The 20809-nt window shown below is 67.1% G+C and carries 22 protein-coding genes; 5 read left to right on the top strand and 17 right to left on the bottom strand.

Annotation, left to right across the window (positions count from 1 at the left end):
• Positions 1-4 precede the first annotated feature (4 nt).
• The 7 genes from MPSD_RS01660 to ssd are packed head-to-tail and all read right to left on the bottom strand — an operon-like array spanning position 5 to position 4563.
• Positions 5-328: an Rv3654c family TadE-like protein gene (locus tag MPSD_RS01660; RefSeq protein ID WP_020726834.1), complete on the bottom strand. Its 324-nt coding sequence runs from the start codon at positions 326-328 to the stop codon at positions 5-7.
• A 31-nt stretch (positions 329-359) separates the two neighbouring features.
• Positions 360-647 carry a TadE family type IV pilus minor pilin gene (locus tag MPSD_RS28700; protein WP_272890170.1) on the bottom strand — a complete coding sequence of 96 codons (288 nt, stop codon included), beginning with the start codon at positions 645-647 and terminating at the stop codon, positions 360-362.
• Positions 648-682: 35 nt separating this feature from the next.
• Positions 683-883, bottom strand: a complete 201-nt coding sequence (locus MPSD_RS01650; RefSeq protein WP_011741860.1) for a DUF4244 domain-containing protein — start codon at positions 881-883, stop codon at positions 683-685.
• 24 nt (positions 884-907) lie between these two features.
• On the bottom strand, positions 908-1510 hold the full coding sequence (locus MPSD_RS01645) for a type II secretion system F family protein (protein WP_020785218.1): 603 nt from the start codon (positions 1508-1510) through the stop codon (positions 908-910).
• A 25-nt stretch (positions 1511-1535) separates the two neighbouring features.
• Positions 1536-2339: a type II secretion system F family protein gene (locus tag MPSD_RS01640; RefSeq protein ID WP_020785219.1), complete on the bottom strand. Its 804-nt coding sequence runs from the start codon at positions 2337-2339 to the stop codon at positions 1536-1538.
• The gene (locus MPSD_RS01635; protein ID WP_020785220.1) at positions 2336-3505 is read right to left on the bottom strand and encodes a TadA family conjugal transfer-associated ATPase; all 1170 of its coding nucleotides are present in this window, start codon (positions 3503-3505) and stop codon (positions 2336-2338) included. The genes MPSD_RS01640 and MPSD_RS01635 overlap by 4 nt, the downstream gene beginning before the upstream one ends.
• A complete protein-coding gene (gene ssd, locus MPSD_RS01630; protein ID WP_086084805.1) occupies positions 3502-4563 on the bottom strand; it encodes a septum site-determining protein Ssd in 1062 nt (353 codons plus the stop codon). The genes MPSD_RS01635 and ssd overlap by 4 nt, the downstream gene beginning before the upstream one ends.
• Positions 4564-5082: 519 nt before the next feature.
• Between ssd and MPSD_RS01625 the strand changes: the two genes are divergently transcribed.
• The gene (locus MPSD_RS01625; RefSeq protein ID WP_020785222.1) at positions 5083-5940 is read left to right on the top strand and encodes an HAD-IB family hydrolase; all 858 of its coding nucleotides are present in this window, start codon (positions 5083-5085) and stop codon (positions 5938-5940) included.
• A gap of 492 nt (positions 5941-6432) precedes the next feature.
• Here MPSD_RS01625 and MPSD_RS01615 read toward each other — a convergent pair whose 3' ends face one another.
• From MPSD_RS01615 to MPSD_RS01595, 5 genes are read right to left on the bottom strand one after another with little or no spacing between them, the layout of a single operon-like run.
• On the bottom strand, positions 6433-7203 hold the full coding sequence (locus MPSD_RS01615) for a hypothetical protein (protein WP_020785223.1): 771 nt from the start codon (positions 7201-7203) through the stop codon (positions 6433-6435).
• A gap of 11 nt (positions 7204-7214) precedes the next feature.
• Positions 7215-8870, bottom strand: a complete 1656-nt coding sequence (locus tag MPSD_RS01610) for a dipeptide ABC transporter ATP-binding protein (protein WP_036427009.1) — start codon at positions 8868-8870, stop codon at positions 7215-7217.
• A complete protein-coding gene (locus MPSD_RS01605) occupies positions 8867-9730 on the bottom strand; it encodes an ABC transporter permease (RefSeq protein ID WP_020785225.1) in 864 nt (287 codons plus the stop codon). Before MPSD_RS01605 ends, MPSD_RS01610 begins: the two co-directional genes overlap by 4 nt.
• Positions 9723-10649 (bottom strand): ABC transporter permease, encoded by a 927-nt coding sequence (locus MPSD_RS01600; RefSeq protein ID WP_012396670.1) that lies wholly within the window; start codon positions 10647-10649, stop codon positions 9723-9725. Before MPSD_RS01600 ends, MPSD_RS01605 begins: the two co-directional genes overlap by 8 nt.
• Position 10650: 1 nt before the next feature.
• Positions 10651-12282, bottom strand: coding sequence for a peptide ABC transporter substrate-binding protein (locus MPSD_RS01595; protein ID WP_086084807.1), 1632 nt, complete (start codon positions 12280-12282; stop codon positions 10651-10653).
• Positions 12283-12453: 171 nt separating this feature from the next.
• On the opposite strand from MPSD_RS01595, the gene acs reads away from it, so the two are divergent.
• A complete protein-coding gene (acs, locus tag MPSD_RS01590; protein WP_223161905.1) occupies positions 12454-14436 on the top strand; it encodes an acetate--CoA ligase in 1983 nt (660 codons plus the stop codon).
• 8 nt (positions 14437-14444) lie between these two features.
• Here acs and MPSD_RS01585 read toward each other — a convergent pair whose 3' ends face one another.
• Positions 14445-15143: a chymotrypsin family serine protease gene (locus tag MPSD_RS01585; RefSeq protein WP_012396673.1), complete on the bottom strand. Its 699-nt coding sequence runs from the start codon at positions 15141-15143 to the stop codon at positions 14445-14447.
• Between the two features lie 225 nt (positions 15144-15368).
• On the opposite strand from MPSD_RS01585, the gene MPSD_RS01580 reads away from it, so the two are divergent.
• Positions 15369-15887 (top strand): phage holin family protein, encoded by a 519-nt coding sequence (locus MPSD_RS01580; protein ID WP_086084799.1) that lies wholly within the window; start codon positions 15369-15371, stop codon positions 15885-15887.
• Positions 15888-16853, top strand: coding sequence for an alpha/beta fold hydrolase (locus tag MPSD_RS01575; protein ID WP_015357497.1), 966 nt, complete (start codon positions 15888-15890; stop codon positions 16851-16853).
• Here the strand turns inward: MPSD_RS01575 and marP are convergent.
• The 4 genes from marP to nth are packed head-to-tail and all read right to left on the bottom strand — an operon-like array spanning position 16846 to position 20204.
• Positions 16846-18039 carry an acid resistance serine protease MarP gene (gene marP, locus MPSD_RS01570; protein ID WP_086084808.1) on the bottom strand — a complete coding sequence of 398 codons (1194 nt, stop codon included), beginning with the start codon at positions 18037-18039 and terminating at the stop codon, positions 16846-16848. The two genes, MPSD_RS01575 and marP, sit on opposite strands and share 8 nt — an antisense overlap.
• 5 nt (positions 18040-18044) lie before the next feature.
• Positions 18045-18842, bottom strand: a complete 798-nt coding sequence (locus tag MPSD_RS01565) for an NUDIX hydrolase (RefSeq protein WP_036427012.1) — start codon at positions 18840-18842, stop codon at positions 18045-18047.
• Positions 18843-18859: 17 nt separating this feature from the next.
• Entirely contained in the window at positions 18860-19513 is a 654-nt protein-coding gene (locus tag MPSD_RS01560) for a TlpA family protein disulfide reductase (protein WP_086084800.1), read from the bottom strand.
• Between the two features lie 10 nt (positions 19514-19523).
• Positions 19524-20204: an endonuclease III gene (gene nth, locus MPSD_RS01555; RefSeq protein ID WP_020785232.1), complete on the bottom strand. Its 681-nt coding sequence runs from the start codon at positions 20202-20204 to the stop codon at positions 19524-19526.
• Positions 20205-20377: 173 nt separating this feature from the next.
• Here nth and MPSD_RS01550 point away from each other — a divergent pair, with 173 nt between their 5' ends.
• The gene (locus MPSD_RS01550) at positions 20378-20746 is read left to right on the top strand and encodes a hypothetical protein (RefSeq protein ID WP_051153583.1); all 369 of its coding nucleotides are present in this window, start codon (positions 20378-20380) and stop codon (positions 20744-20746) included.
• Positions 20747-20809: the final 63 nt, after the last annotated feature.

The raw sequence follows: 20809 nt of genomic DNA, 5'->3' as shown, positions 1-20809 counted from the left end.
GATTTCACTGTCGATGAATTGAGTGGGCCCGCTCTGGCGTATCGATCGGCCCGGCCCTGGCAACCGCGCGCGCGGCGCCCGCAATGCCGATCGGCACCTCGACCGTGACGACCACGTCAAGCTCACGCACCACACATCCGACGTCACCGACCCGCATCGCCCGGGCCACCGCCGCTGCACGCGCGCAGGCCTGCGCCGCACCGGAGCTTAGCCGTGCCGCGCCGGCCAGTGCGGCAAGATCCGCCGACGTCTGAGCCCGGTGCCGGGCCACCATCGCCGCACCCAGGTACACACCGGTGCCGGCAATGCACAGCAAGACGGCAATCATCGAGGCCGCGAGCAAGGTAGCCGAACCGCGGTCATCCCGGCTCTGCGACGGCGACCGCCTCAGCGGATATAGCCAATTCCGGCAATAGCTTTGAACGTGCAACCACCGAGACGAGCACCAGCTCACCGTCTCTTCGCAGCCGAACCCGCGCGGCCGGCGGCGCAATCGCTCGAGCGACCCGCAGGGCCGTGCCAGTGTCGCCACGCGCGGCCAACCGGGCCGCCTCGCGAGCGGCATCCACGCAGCGCAATTGCATTGACAACGCACAGATCCCGGCCAGACACAGCGCCAGTACCACGACCAGCGAGGCGATCGCCAGGGCCGCTTCAACACTGCTGAACCCGGCATCGGTACCTAGACCTTGGTGCTCAGCGCCCGGGTGATGATGCGGGTCAACGCGGACACGACCGAATCTCCGGTCACAACCGTGTACAGGATGGCGCCGAAAGCGGCCGCTGCGATTGTGCCCAAAGCATATTCGACGGTGGACATGCCCGAGTCGTCGGTCGCCAGAAGTGTCAGGCGAGCCAGCATCACCCGAAAAATGTTGTTCATCAATATCTTCCCTTCCCCGGATCGTCACAGCAGACCGGAATCCAGCACCTTGGCGGCCAACCCGGCCAGCACCGGAACAATGCCCAGACACACGAAGGCCGGTAGAAAACACAACCCGAGGGGACCGGCAATGAGCACACCGGCACGTTCGGTGGCCGCCGTGGCCGCGTGCGTCGCATCGTGGCGTGACTGCGCGGCCAGTTCGCCGACAGCATCGGAGAGTGCGGCACCGGAGCAAGCCGAGCGCCGCGCCAAGCGCAGCAACGCATCTACGTGGCCGTCGACCGAACTCAGCGGCAACTCCGGCGTGGCCGACCAGGCTACGGACGGGTCGGCGCCCAACATCAGCAACTCGGCCGCGCGCGACAGCACCCGCGCGAGCCCCGGTGGCGCCGATCGGGCGGTCGCCGCGGCGGCGGCCGACACCGCCATGCCCGAGGCCAGACAAGTGGCGAACACATCCAGGCACGATGCGAACGCCAGTGGATCCTCACCACGCGCTGGCCGGGTTGGCTGTTCCACCCCAAGCGCACCCGGGTGCGACGGCGTGCTGGGCCGTGCCCGCACCACCGCGCGCCGGCCCCCCACCGATAGGGCCATGGCCAACAAGATTGCGGCAACGCTCATGGGCGCGCTGCCAATCGGGGCCTGCTCATGGCATCACCCGGTCGGTGATCCGGTCCGACCACCACAGACCACCGGCCGCCAGGGCCAGGCCGACCACCAGCAGCCAGCCGCCCAGATGCCCGCCGAGCAAGAAGGCCAACGGCTGGGCTCCGATGAGCTGCCCCAGCACTAACCCGAGTACCGGCAGCCCAGCCAGAATGCCCGCGCTGGCGCGGGCGCCGGCCAGTCCCGCCGAAACCTTTGCCGAAAATCGTTGACGTTGCGCGACATCACGTTGGGCGGCCCGCATCAGGGTGGCGATGGCCAGACCGTGGTCACTGGCCAATTGCCAGTACACGGCTAGTCGTTCCCAATGCGCGGGCAGGGCCGACCGCCGGGCGGCCGCACGCAGGCCACCGGTGACGTCAGCACCCAATCGGGCGTGTGCCGCCACACCACGCATGGCCGCAGCCACCGGACCATCGGTTTCGTCGGCGGCGACGCCGAATGCGCGCACCGGATGGGCACCCACGCGCAGCTCACCGACCAAAATCTCGAGTGCCGCCTCCAACGCCCACCCCTCCCGCACGCCGCGGGCACGGACCAGGCGCCGGCGACGACGCCGGCTCGCGGTCCCCGCCACCACCGCGACCGCAAGCACGGTTGTCAGTGGCATCACCAGGACGGCGCCCGCCAGCACGCAGGCGAGCAGACAGCCGAGCCATCGCGTTGCGGATAGCCAATTCGAGTGCCCACGAACATCGTTGACGCTGATCCGGCGCCGCACCGGAACCGACAGCACGGCGATCGCGGCCGCAACCATCAGCGCGGCCAGCACCAGACCGGTCATGGCGTCCCCCGCCCGCTGAGCAGGCCGCGCAACACGGCGCCGCCGTCTTGCGCCATGCCCCGGTCCGCGTGCCACGCGGTCAGCGCCGCAACGAGACCGTCTTCGGCCCTGTGTAGAACGGCAATCTCGCTGAGCCGGCGCCGCCCACCCTGATCGCGGGTGACGTGCAGCAGCACCTGCACCGCCGCGGCAAGCTGGCTGTGCAGCGCCGCGCGGTCCAAGCCCCCCAGGGCGCCCAGCGCCTCCAGCCGAGCCGGAACCTCACCGGGGCTGTTGGCGTGCACGGTGCCCGCGCCGCCCTCGTGTCCGGTGTTCAGCGCCGCGAGCAGGTCCACCACTTCGGCTCCCCGAACCTCGCCGACGACGATGCGGTCGGGCCGCATCCGCAGCGCCTGGCGGACGAGTTGGCGCAGCGTGACTTTGCCGGCGCCTTCGACATTCGCGCAGCGGGCCACCAGTTTGACCAGGTGTGGGTGCCTCGGAGCCAATTCCGCAGCGTCTTCGACGCACACGATCCGCTCCGAGCCGGCGACGGCTCCCAACATCGCGGCGAGCAGGGTCGTCTTTCCGGCACCGGTACCCCCGCACACCAGGAATGCCAGACGCGCGGCAAGGATTTCACCGACCAGCTCGGCGGCTTGCTCGGCGATCGCGCCGGCGGCGATGAGCGCCGCCAGATCCACTGTGGTGGGCCGCAGCACGCGCAGCGACAGGCAGGTGCCGGCGGCGGCCACCGGTGGCAGCACGGCGTGCAGCCGCACCGTCAGTCCACCGGTACCGATCCCACCGAGATGTCCGTCCACCCAGGGTTGCGCGTCATCGAGCCGGCGTCCCGCCGCCAACGCCAGCCGTTGCGCCAGCCGCCGCACCGCCGCCTCGTCGGCGAATCGAACCCCTCTGCGGCGCAGCCCGTTTCCATCGTCAACCCACACCGCGTCGGGCGCGATGACAAGGACGTCCGTGGTGCCGTCGGCACACAACAGAGGCTCGAGAATGCCGGCACCGGTCAGCTCGGTCTGCAGCACCCGAAGATTGGCGAGCACCTCCGTGTCGCCAAGCATCCCGCCAGACTCGGCGCGGATCGCCGCCGCCACCACGCTGGGTCTCAGCGGCCCGGGTTCGGTCGTCAGCCGCTCACGGACACGTTCGATCAGTGGTCCGTTCATGCGGCCCGACCGCCCGGTACCGCCGTCGAATTCGGCAGTAGCGCGAGCACCCGGCGGGCCGCGGCGGCCAGCGGCGATCGCCTCCGCAATCGCAGTCCGCCGTGTTCGAGTTGCTCGACCAACCGAGGCTGCACTCGCATCGATGCAAGCAAAGGCACCCCGGCAATATCGGCCACCTCCGCCGCCCGCAACCCGCCCGGCGACGGCCCGCGCACCACCAGTCCCCGGTGGGGATTGATCGCGGCAAGCACCGGAACGATCGTTGCGGTGGCAGCGCAGGAGCGTACGTCGCAGGGACAGACCAGCACGACGAGATCGGCGCGGTCCAGTGCGACCTGCACGGCGTCGGTCAGCCGTCGGGGAAGATCACAGACCACGGTCACTGCACCGCGGCGACCGGCGTCGATGAGCGCGCCAACCGCACCGCAATCCAACTCCTGGCCGCGCCGGGTACCCGACAGCAGGCTTATCCCCCGGTGCCGCGGCAGGCCATCGCGCACGGCCGACCAGGCCAACCGTCCGCCCTGCAAGGACAGGTCCGGCCAGCGTAGGCCGGGGAGGTTTTCGCAACCCATCAGCAGATCGATGCCCCCACCCCAGGGGTCCAGGTCAACCAGCAGAGCATCGGCGGCACTTTGGGCCAGGGCGGCCGCGAACAACGAAACCCCCGCTCCGCCACTGCCTCCGATGACGGCAATCACCTGGCCGACCTCGCCGCCAAGACCCTCGTCCCGCGCTGCCTCGACCGCTTCGGCGAGTTCGCGGATCAATTCACCCTCTTGTTCGGGCATCTGCAACACGGCGCCGGCGCCGATCGCGACGGCGGTCACCCAGGTATCGGTCCCGGCCTCAGCTCCGGTCAGCAGGCAGACGAGGGCGCGCCGGGGCAAGGCGGCTTGGTTCAAACCCCGCGCTGCCGCGGGATCGAGCACCACGGCGCCAGCGGCCGACCATGCCTTTCGCGTCACCGGTTTGCGACCGTCGCCATGGACGATCCGAACGCCCACGGCCGCGGCGACTCGATCCAGCTCGTCACGCAGCTTCGGGTCGACAAGCATCGACAACACGCCGGCGCTGTCGGTCGCGGCATGAAGTGGCTTGGTCACCCAGCTACCGTGCCGGCCGAGCGCCCGTGCCCACCAGGGTCAATCGCGAATTTGTGGAAAGAGACGCAGCTGTGCACAATCGCGCGGGCCGCCCGGCTCCGAGCCGGCCCGGACCACCAGGACTTCGAGAATCTCCGCAACTCCCCGGAGGGCGCCAAAACGGGTGCCGCAAGGCATTGGAGTGACGGAGGCGAAAATTTTTTACCCCACAAAAGGGACGACCCCCGCCAGGGGGGAGGCGGAGGTCGTCGTGCTTCAGCCCCGGGGGGTCGGACTGATGCACCCTCGGCTCATGGCCGAGTAATGCTTACTATACACATGCCAGACTGGATTAACGCAAGTATCGGTGCAAATCGAAAAATACGGCTTGAGCCGTACAAATAAGGGCAACACGTCGACAACATTCATTGTCAATCGCCGTCGCGGACGGCGCGATCACGGCTCGACAGACCGCACACCTATGCTGGTCTGGTGACCGTCTCCGACCCGGCCGCGCAGCAACAAGACTCACCGCAGTCACCGGAAAAGCCTCCTGCGCGCGCCCGCACCGCGGCGTTTTTCGACCTGGACAAGACGATCATCGCCAAATCCAGCACGCTGGCGTTCAGCAAACCTTTCTTCGCGCAGGGCCTGATGAACCGACGAGCCGTGCTCAAATCCAGCTATGCGCAGTTCATCTTTCTGCTTTCCGGCGCCGACCATGACCAGATGGACCGGATGCGCACCCACATGACCAACATGTGCACCGGCTGGGACGCGGAACAGGTGAAGTCGATAGTCAACGAGACGCTGCACGACATCGTGACGCCGCTGGTGTTCGCCGAAGCCGCAGACCTCATAGCCGGCCACAAACTGTGTGGACGTGACGTCGTGGTGGTCTCCGCCTCCGGCGAGGAGATTGTGGGCCCGATCGCCCGCGCGTTGGGCGCCAACCACGCGATGGCGACCCGGATGGTCGTGCCGGACGGTAAGTACACCGGCGAGGTCGCCTTCTATTGCTACGGCGAAGGCAAGGTTCAGGCGATTCGCGAGCTGGCCGCCCGTGAGGGCTATCCGCTGGAACACTGCTACGCCTACTCCGACTCGATCACCGATCTGCCCATGCTCGAGGCCGTCGGCCACCCCTCGGTGGTCAACCCCGACCGCGGCTTGCGCAAGGAAGCCATGGAGCGGGGTTGGCCGGTGTTGTCCTTCTCTCGCCCAGTGTCTTTGCGTGATCGCCTCCCGGCACCGTCGGGCGCCGCGATCGCCACTAGCGCCGCGGTCGGAATCAGCGCACTGGCCGCCGGAGCGGTCAGCTACCTGTTGCTGCGCCGCTTCGCTTTCTAGCACCGACGTCCCGGCGCCAGCAGCTACCTCTCGAGCAAACGTTTTGCGCGCCCGAAAAATAAGTCGTTGCAGAACTTTCATGAATTAGGCCTTGCTGCGCCCAGGCTCCAGTAGTAGAAATGGAGTCACGGCAGCCCGGTGAAGCCAAGGTCGAACCGGAAGAGAAGGTTCGTCCTCCCGACCCGGGCACCCAGCACGGCCCCCGGAACCCACGCGGAGTCATAGCCGCGATAATGGCAGAAGTGTTGCGGGCCTGCGTAATTGCGCAATTCAGATGGTACCGACGGCCCTTTGGGTGGGGCTGCAGCCAGAAGGGTCGCAAAAGCGCCGAGGCCAACCCACGCAGCCCACAAATGCACGCTTGGTAACCGAGATCCGTGTTGGCGGGCGGCGACTCGAAAATCCTTTCGGTCGCCGCCCGCATTGCATTTCTGGAACAATTCCTATTTCGGTGCGATTGCGACGCAAATGCGGGACGCCAGCTATCAACGGCTAGCTACGCGGCACCGAGTTTGCGATCGCCAGAGCCTCCTGCGCCCCGGCCTCCATCGCTCGGCAACACAGCACCAACCAGGCCGCCCGCCCGGCGGGCGTGCCCTCGGCGAATCGATCCGCGGCATCGCGGTAGCCAACGGGCTGTCGCATCCAACTCACCTCGGGCACCCCGAGTCCGTGCGGATCCAGTCCGGTCGCAATGGTCACCAGCCGCGACACCCCGCGGGCGACGACGCCGTCGGCGGTGCCAAACGGCCTCAGCGTCAACAGCTCTCCATGGGCGACCGCGGCGATAACGGGCGCCGACGCTCGCGTCGGTCGTGTCACCAGATCCGCAAGCAGTTCCAGACGAGGCCCGATGCCCGCGTCGGCTCGCGGGCGGCCCAACCCGCCGTCGGCCGCCAGGTCAGCGGCGGCCAGCATGTGCAGACGCGCCAGCGCCTGCAGCGGCGCCTTCTGCCACACGCCGACCAACGGCCCCGCGCCGCCTTCGAGCGCCTGCGCCACTCGCAGCGCGCCCCCGAAGACCGGATCATTGACAACGGGGTAACCAGCGGACGCGTCCACCAAATCTTCCAGTCGCGTGGGGCCACCGTCGAGCACCGAGGAGGCGCGGGCCCCGCGCAGCGCGGCCTCGGCAGCGGTCACCGGCCAGCCACGCAGGTTGGCCCGATGCCGGTGCGCCTGCCCCAGCGCCTCGCGGGCGCGGTCGCTGGCGTCACCGACGCCGGGGAGCTCCATCAGCGCGGCCAGCGGGTCAGCAGTCACAGCATGTCAACCTAGCGGGGAGCCACCGGGCCACCTGGAATGGACTCCAGCAGGCGCTGCGTGTACTGCGCGCCGGGCCGGGTGAACACTTCCTCCGTCGGGGCATGTTCCACCACCTGACCGGCGCGCATGACCAGGACGTCGTCGGAGATTTGCCGCACGACCGCCAGATCATGGCTGATGAACAGGTACGCCAGGCCCAGGTCCGCCTGCAATTCGGCCAGCAGATCCAGAATCTGGGCCTGCACCAGCACATCGAGCGCCGAGACCGCCTCATCGCACACCAGCACGTCGGGGCGCAGCGCGAGCGCTCGGGCGATCGCCACGCGTTGCCGCTGGCCACCCGACAGCTCCCGGGGCAGCCGACCCAACACCGACGACGGCAGCGCCACCTGGTCGACGAGCTCGGCCACCATCTGCCGGCGCTGCGCACGGTCGCCGACGCGGTGGATGCGCAGCGGTTCCTCGATGGCGCGAAACACCGAGTACATCGGATCCAGGCTGCTGTACGGGTTCTGGAACACCGGCTGTATCCGGCGCCGAAAGGCCAGCTGCGCGTCGCGATCCAACTTGTCCGGCTGGATTCGGGCTCCGTCGAAGGACACCGTGCCCGAGGTCGGTTGCAGCAGACCCAGCACCATGCGCGCGACCGTTGATTTGCCCGATCCCGACTCGCCCACGATGGCCAAGGTGCTCGCCCGCCGCAATCGGAACGACACGCTATCGACGGCCCGAAACTCGCCGCGCCGCCAGGGCGCGCCCCGGGATTCCCGATAGATCTTGGTCAATTCCGAGACGCTCAGGATGTCGCCGCAACCACCGGCGGGCTGGTCCGCCCCGCCAGGAACCGGGCCCCTCGCCGGCGCTCGGCGCGGGTCACGCACCGTCAACGACGGTGCGGCGGCCACCAGTCGCTTGGTGTATTCGTGCTGCGGACTGCGCAGAATGTCGCTTGCGGTACCGGATTCCACCACCACGCCGTGATGGACAACCAGCACCGACTCGGCCCGTTCGGCCGCCAGCGCCAGGTCGTGGGTGATCAGCAGCAGCGCGGTGCCGAGCTCGTCGGTTCGGCGCTGCAAATGGTCGAGCACCTGACGCTGCACGGTGACGTCCAGTGCCGACGTCGGCTCGTCAGCGATGAGCAAAGCGGGCCGGCCGGCCAGCCCGATGGCGATCAAGGCGCGCTGGCACATGCCGCCGGACAGTTGATGTGGGTAGCGCTGGGCGTGCTTGTCCGGGTCCGGCATCCCGGCCTGGGCCAGCAGCTCTACCGTGCGCCGTCGCGCGTCGCGCCCATCGGTGTTGGCCCGCAATGCCTCCCGGATCTGAAAGCCGACCTTCCAAACCGGGTTGAGATTGGTCATCGGGTCCTGGGGAACGTAGCCGATCTCGCGGCCCCGAATGGTGCGCATCACGCGCCGGTCCGCCGAGGTGATGTCACGTCCGTCGAAAATGATGCGGCCAGCGGTAATTCGGCCACCGGGGGCCAGCAGCCCCAGGATGGCCGCGGCCGCGGTGGACTTACCGGATCCCGACTCTCCCACCACCGCAACGGTTTGCCCGCGATAAACGCTCAGATCCATGCAGGCAACCACGGGTTCGTCGGTGCCGAACCGGACCTGCAGGCCGTGCACCGACAACAGCGGGGCCGCCGCGGTGCTCATGCCCGCCACGCCCGTGATGCCGGATCCAGGGCGTCGCGTAACGCGTCACCCATCATCATGAAGGCCAGCACGGTCACCGCCAGCGCACCGGCGGGATAGAACAGGATGGGCGAGCCGGCCCGCAGTCGCATCTGCGCCACGTTGATGTCGCCGCCCCAGGACACCACCGTCGGCGGCAGACCCACCCCGAGGTATGACAGCGTGGCTTCGGTGACGATGAAGATGCCCAGGGCCACCGTGGCTACCGCGATCACCGGCCCGATCACGTTGGGCAGCGCGTGGCGCAACAGGATCTGAAACCGGCTCATTCCCAATGCTTTGGCGGCCAGAACGAAGTCGCTGCCGCGCACCTCGAGCACCGAACTGCGGGCGATCCGGGCTATCTGCGGCCAACCGAACAACGCCAGGATGGCGATCACGGTCCACACCGTGCGGTGATGCATCACCTGCATGAGCACGATCGCGGCCAGCAGCAGAGGCAGACCGAAGAAGATATCGGTGATGCGCGAAACCACGGCGTCCAGCCAGCCTCCGTAGTAGCCGGCCAGGGCCCCCAACGTCACGCCGGCAATGAACGCGGCCGCCGTCGCACCCAGTCCCACCACGACCGAGGCGCGGGCTCCGTAGACGGTGCGTGCGTAGATGTCATGGCCCTGCAGGTCGGTGCCGAACCAATGCGCCGTAGACGGGCTCAACATGCTCTGGCTGGGATCGGCGTAGCTGGGGTCGATCCCGGTGAACAGGGACGGAAACGCGGCGACGACGAGAATGAACACGATCAGGACGGCCGCGATGACGAACTTGGGCCGCCGCCGCAAGCCGCCGAGGATATCGAACCAAAAGCCCCCGAGCTCAGCCATATCTAATCCGTGGGTCCAGCGCCGCGTAGAGCAGATCCACCAGCAGATTGGTGAGCAGATAAACCATGACAAGCACCGTCACGATCGACACCACCGTCGGCGCCTCCTGCCGGGTGACCGCCTGATACAGCACCCCGCCGACACCGTGGATGTTGAAAATGCCTTCGGTCACCACCGCGCCGCCCATCAGCGCGCCCAAATCCGCGCCCAGAAACGTCACCACCGGGATCAGTGAGTTGCGCAGAATGTGCACCGTCACCACCCGGGGCCGCGACAACCCCTTGGCCGTCGCGGTGCGGACGTAGTCGGCATGGGCGTTGGCGGCCACCGCGGACCGCGTCAGCCGCACCACGTAGGCGAATGACACCGCGCCCAACACCATCCCGGGTAACAGCAACCGGTCCAAAGTCGTCCTGGCCCCGACCGTGACCGGCGCCAGCCCCAGTCGCACACCGAAGAGGTATTGCGCCAGGAAGCCCAGCACGAAGATCGGCACCGCGATGATGATCAGCCCGGTAAGCAGCACCGTGGCGTCGAAGATGCCGCCTTGGCGCAATCCGGCGATCACCCCGAAGCCGATCCCCAGCACGGCCTCGACCGCGAGCGCGATCAAGGCCAGCCGAATGGTCACCGGGAATGCATGCGCCAGAACAGCACTGACCGGCAGCCCGGAATATGCGCGGCCCAGGTCGCCGTGCAGGACACCACCCAGGTAGTGGGCATACTGCACCAGAAATGGGTCGTCGAGGTGATAGCGCGCGCGCAGCTGCTGCGCCACCGCGGGCGTCAACGGCCGATCGCCGGCGATGGCCGCCAACGGATCCCCGGGCAGCAGGAACACCATGCCGTAGATCAGCAGTGTCGCGCCGAGAAACACCGGCACCATCGCCAAGATCCGGCGAGCTACGTACCAAACCATGTCAGGCCTTGACGAGGTTCTCGTAGTCGGGCAGACCGTTCCACGTCACCTGCACATTGCTGACCTCGGTGGACCACCCGACAACGGCGATGTAGTCCCACAGCGGGATCGTTGGCATGTCGTGAAACAGGATTCGCTGCGCGACGTTGGCCAGCCGATCGGCCTCCTGAAGGGTGGGCGCGGCCGCGGCAGCCGCCAGGGCGTCGTCAAACTCCTGGTTGGAATAGCCGACATCATTGGATCCCGCACCGGTTCCGTACAGCGGAGCCAGGAACTCGATCATCGAGGGAAAGTCGCCCTGCCACCCCGCGCGAAATGCGGTGTCGATGGTTCGGTTGGTGATCTGGGTGCGCAAACCCGCGAAGGTGGGCTGCGGCGCACCCATCGCCTCGATTCCCAGCACATTCTTGATGCTGTTGGCCACCGCGTCCACCCATTCCTGATGGCCGCTGTCGGCGTTGTAGGCGATGGCGTAGCTGCCGCTCCACGGTGAGATCGCGTTGGCCTGCGCCCAAAGTTGCCGCGCCCGCTGCGGGTTGAAGTCCAGGGCCTCGTTACCCGGAATGTGGGGGTCGAATCCGGGCAGTGACCGGGCCGTGAAATCGCGCGCGGCGCTGCGGGTTCCGTTGAAGATCTGCTGGCAGATCTGGGGCCGGTCGATAGCCGCCGACAGCGCCAACCTGCGCAACCGCCCCTCCTCCCCACCAAAATGTGCCAACCGCAACGGGGTATCCAGGGTCTGATTTATCGCGGCAGGGCCGCTGGTGGCGTTGTCCCCGAGGTCGCGCCCATAGACGGTGAGCGCGCTGGACGGAATCGTGTCCAGGACATCGAGATTGCCGGACAACAGATCGGAGTAGGCGGTTTCGAGGTTGGCGTAGAACTCGAAGCGCAGACCTTTGTTGCGGGGTTTGCGATTGCCCCGGTAATCCGGATTGGGCACCAGGTCGATCTTGACGTTGTGTTCCCACGCCGGTTCCTCGCCGCCACTGTCCAGCCGGTATGGGCCGTTGCCGATCGGGTTGCGGCCAAACGCGGCCATGTCCTTGAAGGCGGCCTCGGGCAGTGGATAGAACGAGCTATGTCCCAGGCTCAACATGAAATCGATGGTCGGCGCGCGCAGCCGCACGGTGAACTCCCGGTTGTTGACCACATGCAATCCCGACATCGTGGTCGGCTTTCCTTCCCCCGGCTCACCGGCCACCTCCTCGTATCCCTCGATCGGGCTGAAGAAGTGTTGTTGCAGTTGTGCATTCGTGCTCAGCGCCCCATAGTTCCAGGCGTCGACAAATGAATGCGCGGTTACCGGTGAGCCGTCGGTGAATCTCCAGCCGGGTTTGAGAAGGATCCGGTAGTTGACGTTGTCGATGGTGTCGATCGACTGCGCCACCTCCAGCGACGGCTTGCCCTTGGCGTCATAGGACACCAGGCCGGCGAACAGGCGGTCGATGATGCGACCGCCGTAGCTGTCGTTGGTGCCGGTCGGGATCAGGGGGTTCGGCGGCTCCCCACCGTTGACCAGCACCAGATCGGGGCTGAGCACGCCGCCGCCGCAGGCCGCTACCGGTGAGACCGCCAGCAACGCGGCGACGACTGCCAGGGTGGCCCGCATCCGCCGCATGACAGCGACCATACTGGCCCCCGCGGCGCCGCCGAGTAGAGCGCCGGGCACCCGGCTCATTGTCATCGGTGCCGTCCTGATGGCGATCGGCGCGTTGGCGATATCGCGGCGACGTTCCCCCCAGGCCATCAGTGGCATTTACATCCTGGCGAGTTAGGCTCACGCCGAGCGAAGAAGAGCTCGATGAAGCTCAACATAGGAGACACGCCAGTGACCGCCACCAGTGCTGAAGAACCGTCGTCCTACCCTCCCCCGGCCGAATTCATCGAGCAGGCGAACGCCCGCGCCGAGTTGTACCGCGAGGCCGAAGAGGACCGGCTCGCATTCTGGGCCAAACAGGCCGACCGGTTGTCCTGGGCCACCCCATTCGGTGAGGTGTTGGACTGGTCGGATGCGCCGTTCGCCAATTGGTTTGTCGGCGGCAAACTCAACGTCGCTTACAACTGCGTGGATCGCCATGTCGAGGCCTGCAACGGGGATCGCGTCGCGATCCACTGGGTGGGCGAGCCGATCGAGGACAGCCGCACGCTGACCTACGCCGATCTGCAGGCCGAAGTATCCAAGGCGGCCAACGCGCTGACCGGCCTCGGCCTGGTGGCCGGCGACCGGGTCGCCATCTATCTGCCGTTGATCCCCGAGGCCGTGATCGCGATGCTGGCCTGCGCGCGGCTGGGAATCATGCACAGCGTGGTCTTTGGCGGTTTTACCGCCAACGCTCTGCACGCCCGGATCGTCGACGCCCAGGCCAAGCTGCTGATCACCAGCGACGGGCAGTTCCGTCGCGGCCATCCGGCTCCGCTCAAGGACGCGGCCGACGAGGCGGTCAGTCAGCCGGACAGCCCCGTCGAGCATGTCCTGGTGGTGCGGCGCACCGGAATCGACGTGTCCTGGAACGACGAACGCGACCTGTGGTGGCATGACGTCGTCAACTCGGCGTCACCCGAACACACACCGGAGCCCTTCGACGCCGAGCAGCCCTTGTTTCTGCTGTACACCTCGGGGACCACGGGCAAGCCCAAGGGCATCGTGCACACCAGCGGCGGCTACCTCACCCAGTGCTGTTACACGGTGCACACCATCTTCGACGTCAAGCCCGAGACCGACGTGTTCTGGTGCACCGCCGACATCGGCTGGGTCACCGGCCACACCTATGGCGTGTACGGTCCGCTGGCCAACGGCATCACCGAGGTCCTCTACGAGGGCACACCCAATACGCCCGACGAACACCGCCACTTCCAGATCATCGAAAAATACGGTGTCACAATCTATTACACCGCCCCGACGCTGATTCGCACCTTCATGAAATGGGGCCGCGCGATCCCGGACGCGCATGACCTGTCCAGCCTGCGGCTGCTGGGCTCGGTCGGCGAACCGATCAACCCCGAGGCCTGGCGCTGGTACCGCGACGTCGTCGGCGCCGGACACACGCCGATTGTGGACACCTGGTGGCAGACCGAGACCGGCTCGGCGATGATCTCACCGCTGCCCGGGATCGCGGCGGCCAAACCCGGGTCGGCGATGACTCCGCTGCCCGGCATTTCGGCCAAGGTGGTCGACGCTCATGGCGATCCGCTGGCGCCGGAGACCGATGAGGGCACGCACGTCACCGGCTACCTGGTCCTGGACCAGCCATGGCCATCGATGCTGCGCGGCATCTGGGGCGACCCCGCGCGATTCCACTACACCTACTGGTCGAAGTTCGAGGACAAGGGCTACTACTTCGCCGGGGACGGGGCCCGCCTCGACTCCGACGGGGCGATCTGGGTGCTGGGCCGTATCGATGACGTGATGAACGTGTCCGGGCACCGCATCTCCACCGCGGAGGTGGAATCGGCACTCGTCGGTCACCCGGGTGTGGCTGAGGCGGCGGTCGTCGGGGTGGTCGACGACACCACCACGCAGGCCATCTGCGCGTTCGTCGTGCTACGCGGCAACTACGAGCAGCACGACGGGACCAGCGAGGAGTTGCGCGCCGAGGTGGCCGAGGCGATCTCGCCCATCGCCCGCCCACGGGAGGTCCACGTGGTGCCGGAGCTGCCCAAGACCCGCAGCGGCAAGATCATGCGGCGGCTGCTGCGTGACATCGCCGAAAAGCGCGAACTCGGCGACACCTCGACACTGCTCGATCCCACGGTGTTCGACGCGATTCGCAACGCCGCCAAATAGCTGAGGCCTCAGCCCGGTACTGGGACGAACCCCGATCCGGGCCGGTTCTTGGCCGCGATGTCGTCCAGGTCGGCGTTCATCGACATCACCACGGCGGGGGTGTGCAGCGGGATGTATTTGGTGATGCAGGTGGGCAGGCTGTCACTAAACGCGCCATGAATCATCCCGACCAGCATGTTGTTGACCGTCACCGGCGCCCCGGAGTCGCCGGGGCCGCCACAGACCTGCATCAGGATGGTTCCGGGATCCTGGCCCGGCCCCCAGGTCACCCCGCAGGAGTTGCCCGTAGTGCGGCCCTGCTTGCACGCGATCTGCCCGAAGGTGGGGTCCGGGCCGATGCCGTTGATCGCAAAGTCGTTGAAGTTGGCCACCGGTGTCACCTTGGCCGGATCGAACTTGATCACCGCATAGTCAAGGCTGTCGTTGCCGGCAACCATGGTGCCCACCACGCCCTTGTCTTCGGCCCCTTCGGCGGCGACCGGGGCGCCGGGACCCCCGCAGTGCGCGGAGCTGAAACCGATGAGATCGCCGTTCTTGTCGTGCCCGATGGTGGTCAGGGTGCACAAAGTGCCCCCGTTGACGACGATGCCGGCACCGCCACCCAACGGAACCTTGTCGTCGGCAGCCGCAGCGTTGGCGGGCCCGAACACAAGGGCCAAGAGCACGGTCACGATCGCCGACGAAATGCGGCGGTGTGCCGTCTGCAAAGTGGTACTCCCGTCGGCTGGTCAAACATCAGAACAGATGCGCCAGTGTAGATGATCGCGGGACCTGCCCCGTTGCTGTTGGAATGGTGCGCAAGCGTCAATTAACGGGCTTGATCCGGCCCCGTCCCGCGCGGTGATCGACTCGCCTCGTACGGCACCGAAGCGCATGGCAACATAATCCGCGACGACCGCCAAACCGCGGCCGTCAAATCGAGAGGACCGTCTGTGAGCAAACCTGATCGCAAGAACGATGTGCCCAGCACGCTGACCACGATTCCGTTGGCGGACCCGCATGCCATGCCGGCTGAGCCGTCGATCGGCGACCTGATCAAAGACGCGACAACTCAGATGTCGACGCTGGTGCGGGCCGAGGTGGAACTGGCGCGCGCCGAGATCACGCGTGATGTCAAGAAGGGCCTGACGGGCAGCGTTTTCTTCATTGCCGCCCTGGTGGTGCTGTTCTACTCCACCTTTTTCTTGTTCTTTTTCCTCGCCGAGCTGCTCGACACCTGGCTATGGCGTTGGGTGGCGTTTCTCATTGTGTTCGGCCTCATGGTTTTGACCACTGGCATGCTCGCCTTGCTGGGTTTCTTGAAAGTCCGCCGGATCCGAGGACCACGACAAACCATCGAGTCGGTCAAGGAGACCCGCACCGCGCTGATCCCGGGCCACGACAAGTCCACCGCGGTCGAACCCTCCGCCCCCGCGCCCGGCAAGCCGGTCACTGATCCTTCGGGTTGGTAAATGCCCGCACCAGATCCGTCGATCACCCGCATCGACGGGCCATGGCGCCATCTGGACATCCACGCCAACGGCATCCGGTTTCATGTGGTCGAGGCCGTCCCGGCCGGCCAGCGCGATAACGCACCGAGCACCACCCAGCCCCTGGTGATGCTGTTGCACGGGTTCGGGTCGTTCTGGTGGTCCTGGCGTCATCAGCTGCGCGGGCTCACCGGTGCCCGGGTGGTCGCCGTCGACCTGCGCGGTTACGGCGGCAGCGACAAACCGCCCCGCGGCTATGACGGCTGGACCCTGGCCGGCGATACGGCCGGACTGATCCGTGCGCTCGGACATTCCTCGGCCACCCTGGTCGGCCACGCTGACGGCGGGCTGGCTTGCTGGACCACCGCGCTACTGCATCCCCGATTGGTGCGTGCCATCGCGTTGATCAGCTCACCGCACCCGGCCGCGCTGCGGCGATCCACCCTGACCAGGCGCGATCAGGGGCGCGCGCTGTTGCCGACGTTGTTGCGCTACCAGGTGCCGCTGTGGCCCGAACGTTTGCTGACCCGGGATAACGCCGAGGAAATCGAGCGGCTGATCCGCAGCCGCACCAGCGCCAAATGGGCGGCCTCGGAAGATTTCTCGCAGAGCATCGGCTATCTGCGGCGGGCCATCCAGATCCCGGCCGCCGCGCACTGCGCACTGGAGTACCAGCGCTGGGCGGTGCGCAGCCAGCTACGCGGGGAAGGCCACCGATTCATGCGCTCCATGAATCAACGCCCCGGCGTCCCCATCTTGCACCTACGCGGCGACGCCGATCCCTACGTCCTGGCCGCCCCGGTGGAGCGCACCCAACGTTATGCACCGCACGGACGCTACGTGTCGGTCGCCGGCGTGGGCCATTACAGCCATGAGGAAGCGCCCGAAGAGATCAACCGGCACCTGATGCGGTTTTTCGAGCAGACCCGCGACGCGCGGCTCAGCTGACGCAGGATCCGGTGGCGACTCGCTCGGTAGCGCCGATCCTGGCCAGCTGACTGGCCACCTCGCCGGAGGTGAGGACAAACCCGGTGTCCGGGTCGTCGACCGCCGCGCCGAACACCACGCCAAGCACTTGGCCGTTGAGATCAATCAGCGGCCCGCCCGAATCACCTTGCTCCACGTTGGCCCTGATGGTGTAGACGTCGCGGGTCACCGGCTGCGGGTTGCGGTAGATGTCGGGGCCGCTGAGTCGGATGGCCTCGCGAATCCTGGCCGGAGTCGCGGTGAAATTCCCGCCGCCGGGATAACCCAGCACCACCACGTTGGTACCGGTTGGCGCTTCCCGCTCGGCGAAGATCAGTGGTGGCGGCGGCAAACCCGGCACAGCCAGGATCGCGATGTCCACCGAGGGGTCATAGGAGACCGCCGTGGCATCCAGCGGCTTGCCGCTGGCAAACACCTGCACACTGTTGGCCCCCGCCACCACGTGGGCATTGGTCATCACCCGGTCCGGCGCGATCACGAAGCCGCTGCCTTCGAGCACCTTCTGGCAACTCGGCGCCAGGCTGCGGATCTTGAGCACGCTTGGCGCGGTGGCCTCGACCACCGTATTTCGCGCCAGCGCCGGATCTGGCGAGGCGACCGGAATGACCGGGGTGCGACTGAACGGCTCCAAGACGGCCGGCAGACCCGACGTGCTCAGCAACCCCGAGAGTCGCTTGGGCACCGTCTTGAGCCAGGTGGGCGCCACCTCGTTGACCTGAGCCAGTACCCGCGAACCACGAACCGCCGCCGCCAGCTCCGGTTGATCCTTGGACTGTGTCAATGGCGTCGCCAACAACCACGCCGCGGTCAGCACCACAACGAGCTGCACTCCGACCCCGATGACGGAGTCGATCACTCGAATCGGCCGGTTACGGATCGCGCCGCGGACGGCCCGTCCCAGCACCACGCCGGCGACCTCGCCGACCACCACCAGCCCCAAGATCAGGAACAGCGCGGCGAAAAGTTTGGCCCGCGGGGCGTTGATGTGGCTGACGATATGGGGCGCCAGCAACACACCCGCGATCGCACCCAGCAGCACACCGGCGAAGGACAGCATCGAGCCCAGCGCGCCGGAGCGCCAGCCGGAGACAGCGGCGATGAAGGCGACCGCCAAGACGGCGATGTCCAGCCACTGTGACGGGGTCATCGAGTTCATCTCAGCCCACCCTGCTCGCCGACCAGCGCCATCGCGTCATCCAGCTCACGCAGGTCGCTGGTATCCCAGGGCTCCGACCACCCCGCAACATCAAGCACTGCCGAAATCACCTGGCCAGTGAATCCCCAAACCAGCATTTGATTCAGCAGAAACGCCGGTCCGGCCCAGCGCCGGCTCAACGTACGCCGGTACACCATCAGCCGGTTGGCCGGATTGATGAAGGCTCGGACCGGAACTCGCGCCACGATCGCCGTTTCGGCCTCGTTGATGACGTTCACCGGACCGGGATCGGCCGAGTAGGCCAGGACCGGAACGACGTGGAAGCGCGAGGGCGCAATGAAGGTCCGGCCCATGGTGACCAGGGGATGAAGCCTGCTGACGTCGAGCCCGGTTTCTTCGTGGGCCTCACGCAAGGCGGTGGCAACCGGCCCGTCGTCGCCGGGATCGGACGCACCTCCGGGAAAGGCCGCCTGACCGGCATGGTGGCGCAACGTCGACGCTCGCACCGTCAGCAGCAGGTCGGCATCGGTGGGCACCCGGCCGTCGGCCGACTCCGGACCCGAGAACAGCACCAGAACCGCGGCATCGCGCTCGTCGCGACGCAACGATGCGGTCGAGCTGGCTGCGGTCACCATCGCCAACACGTCGGCCGGCAGCCGCCGCCGAACCGCATCGGGCACCCGATCGATGTTGTCGACCAGTGGGCGCAGCCAGGACGGACCGACCTCGGGAGTCAGGGCAACGGTCGCGTTCACCGGTGCCTCCTTGTCGGGCTGGTCGGGCCGGTCGGGCAGGTTAGGCCAAGCGCTCGTCACGCCGGGTTTCCGACCGCAGCCGCAATCTCGTCGGCGCTGCCGATAGCTCGCGGCAGGGTTTGGGCCACGCTACCGTCCGGCCGCAGGAGCACAGTCGCGGGCATCACATTCGCGACCCCCAGCGCGGCCGCCACCTTGCGGCGGCCATCTTGCAGGGTCGGCAACCGAACGCCGAGGTCGGCCAATTCCACCAGTGCGGCGGCTTCATTCTCGTCCTGGTGAACGGTCAGCACGGTCACCTCGGATCCAACGCGTCGCTGGTACTCGGCCAACGCCGGCAATTCGGCCGTGCACTCCGCGCACCAATACGCCCACAGATTGAGCAGCACCCGGCGGCCGGCCACGGCGGAGGCGACATCGACGGGCGCACCGTTGGCCGCACATTCCACCACCACGCCCTGCAACCGGGCCGGGCCGGGACCAGCGCCGCCGGCCGGACAGGGCGGCAGGTTCGAGCGCCGTCGTGGCCCGGCCAGGGCAGCCGGCGTGTCAGCATCACGATGTTCGCGCGCGACCGGCGCACCGGTGTGCCCCGCCGGCCCGGAACCCTCTCGCAGCTGGGCGGCCAACGCGATTATCAGCGCGACCACTACCGCCAGCACCGCAATGGTCCAGCGAGCCCCAGGTGTCAGCCGCGTCAGCTCCGGCACTAGCGCGCGGTCACAGCCCGGCCATGGCCAGTAGGTGCTCGGTCTCCGGACCCTGCACGAGTGGTGCGGCGAGCAGCGGCTCCGTAGGACCGAGCCCATAGGAGGGGCAATCCTTGGCCAGCACGCACACGCCGCACGCCGGTTTGCGAGCGTGGCAGACGCGGCGGCCGTGGAAGATCACCCGGTGGCTCAACAGCGTCCACTCCTTGCGCTCGATCAGCTCGCCGACCGCGTGTTCCACCTTGACCGGGTCTTCTTCGGCGGTCCAGCGCCACCGTCGCGCCAGTCGGCCGAAGTGAGTGTCCACGGTGATCCCGGGAACGTCGAAGGCATTGCCCAAGATGACGTTGGCCGTCTTGCGCCCGACCCCGGGCAGCGTCACCAGCTCCTCCATGGTGGCCGGCACCTGGCCGTCGAACCGCTCGACGAGAGCTTGCCCGAGGCCGATGAGAGAGTTCGCCTTGTTACGATAGAAACCAGTGGGGCGGATGAGGTTTTCCAATTCGGCGCGATCGGCCTGGGCGTAATTCAGCGCCGTCTGGTATTTCACGAACAAGTCCGGCGTCGTCAAATTCACCCGCTTGTCCGTGCTCTGCGCCGAAAGAATCGTGGCCACCGCCAACTCCAGCGGCGAGGTGAAGTCCAGCTCGCAGTACACGTGGGGAAACGCTTGTGCCAGTTTGCGATTCATCCGACGCGCCCGCCGCACCAAGGCTGTCCGGGTCTCTTCGGACCAGCGCTTGGGTAACTTGGGGGTGGACGCATTCGCGGTGGGCTTGGACCCCCCAGACACCTTTGCCACGCTCACCTACGACAGAGTACTGATTTCGTGATCTCGCTGAGACCTGGTGTTGATTCGAAGCCGTGTTTACTCTCCTTGTGTCATGGTTGCTGGTCGCGGGTATTCCGGCGTTGCTGATTCTGACGACGCTCGGTCTGGGTCGGCTGGAGGTAGCGCTGTCCGACGACACCGTGAGCGCTTCCGACGTCGCCGAGTTTCTCGACCACGCTCGGGCCGTCGACGTACGCACGTTGGCCCGCGAGGGGATGCCCGAAGCATTGGAATATCTGCATCGGCGCCAAGCGCTGGCTCTCAGCGACGCCGCGGCGCCAAGGGCCCTGACCGGGAAGCATCACGCCGTACCTGGGGTGGAAGGCGCGTTCAACCACCTGCACGCCCAGTTGCGGACCAATCCGCAGTTTACGTCGACCCGACACGTGAATCGTGTGTAGCGTTGGCACGTCGTACTGATTGGCATAACCTTTAGACTCGGCAACGGTCAACAGATTGGCCCG

This window comes from Mycobacterium pseudoshottsii JCM 15466 (assembly GCF_003584745.1).
GTDB lineage: Bacteria > Actinomycetota > Actinomycetes > Mycobacteriales > Mycobacteriaceae > Mycobacterium > Mycobacterium marinum.
The sequence above is the reverse complement of the archived record's forward strand: the minus strand, read 5'-3'. Positions and strand labels throughout refer to the sequence as shown.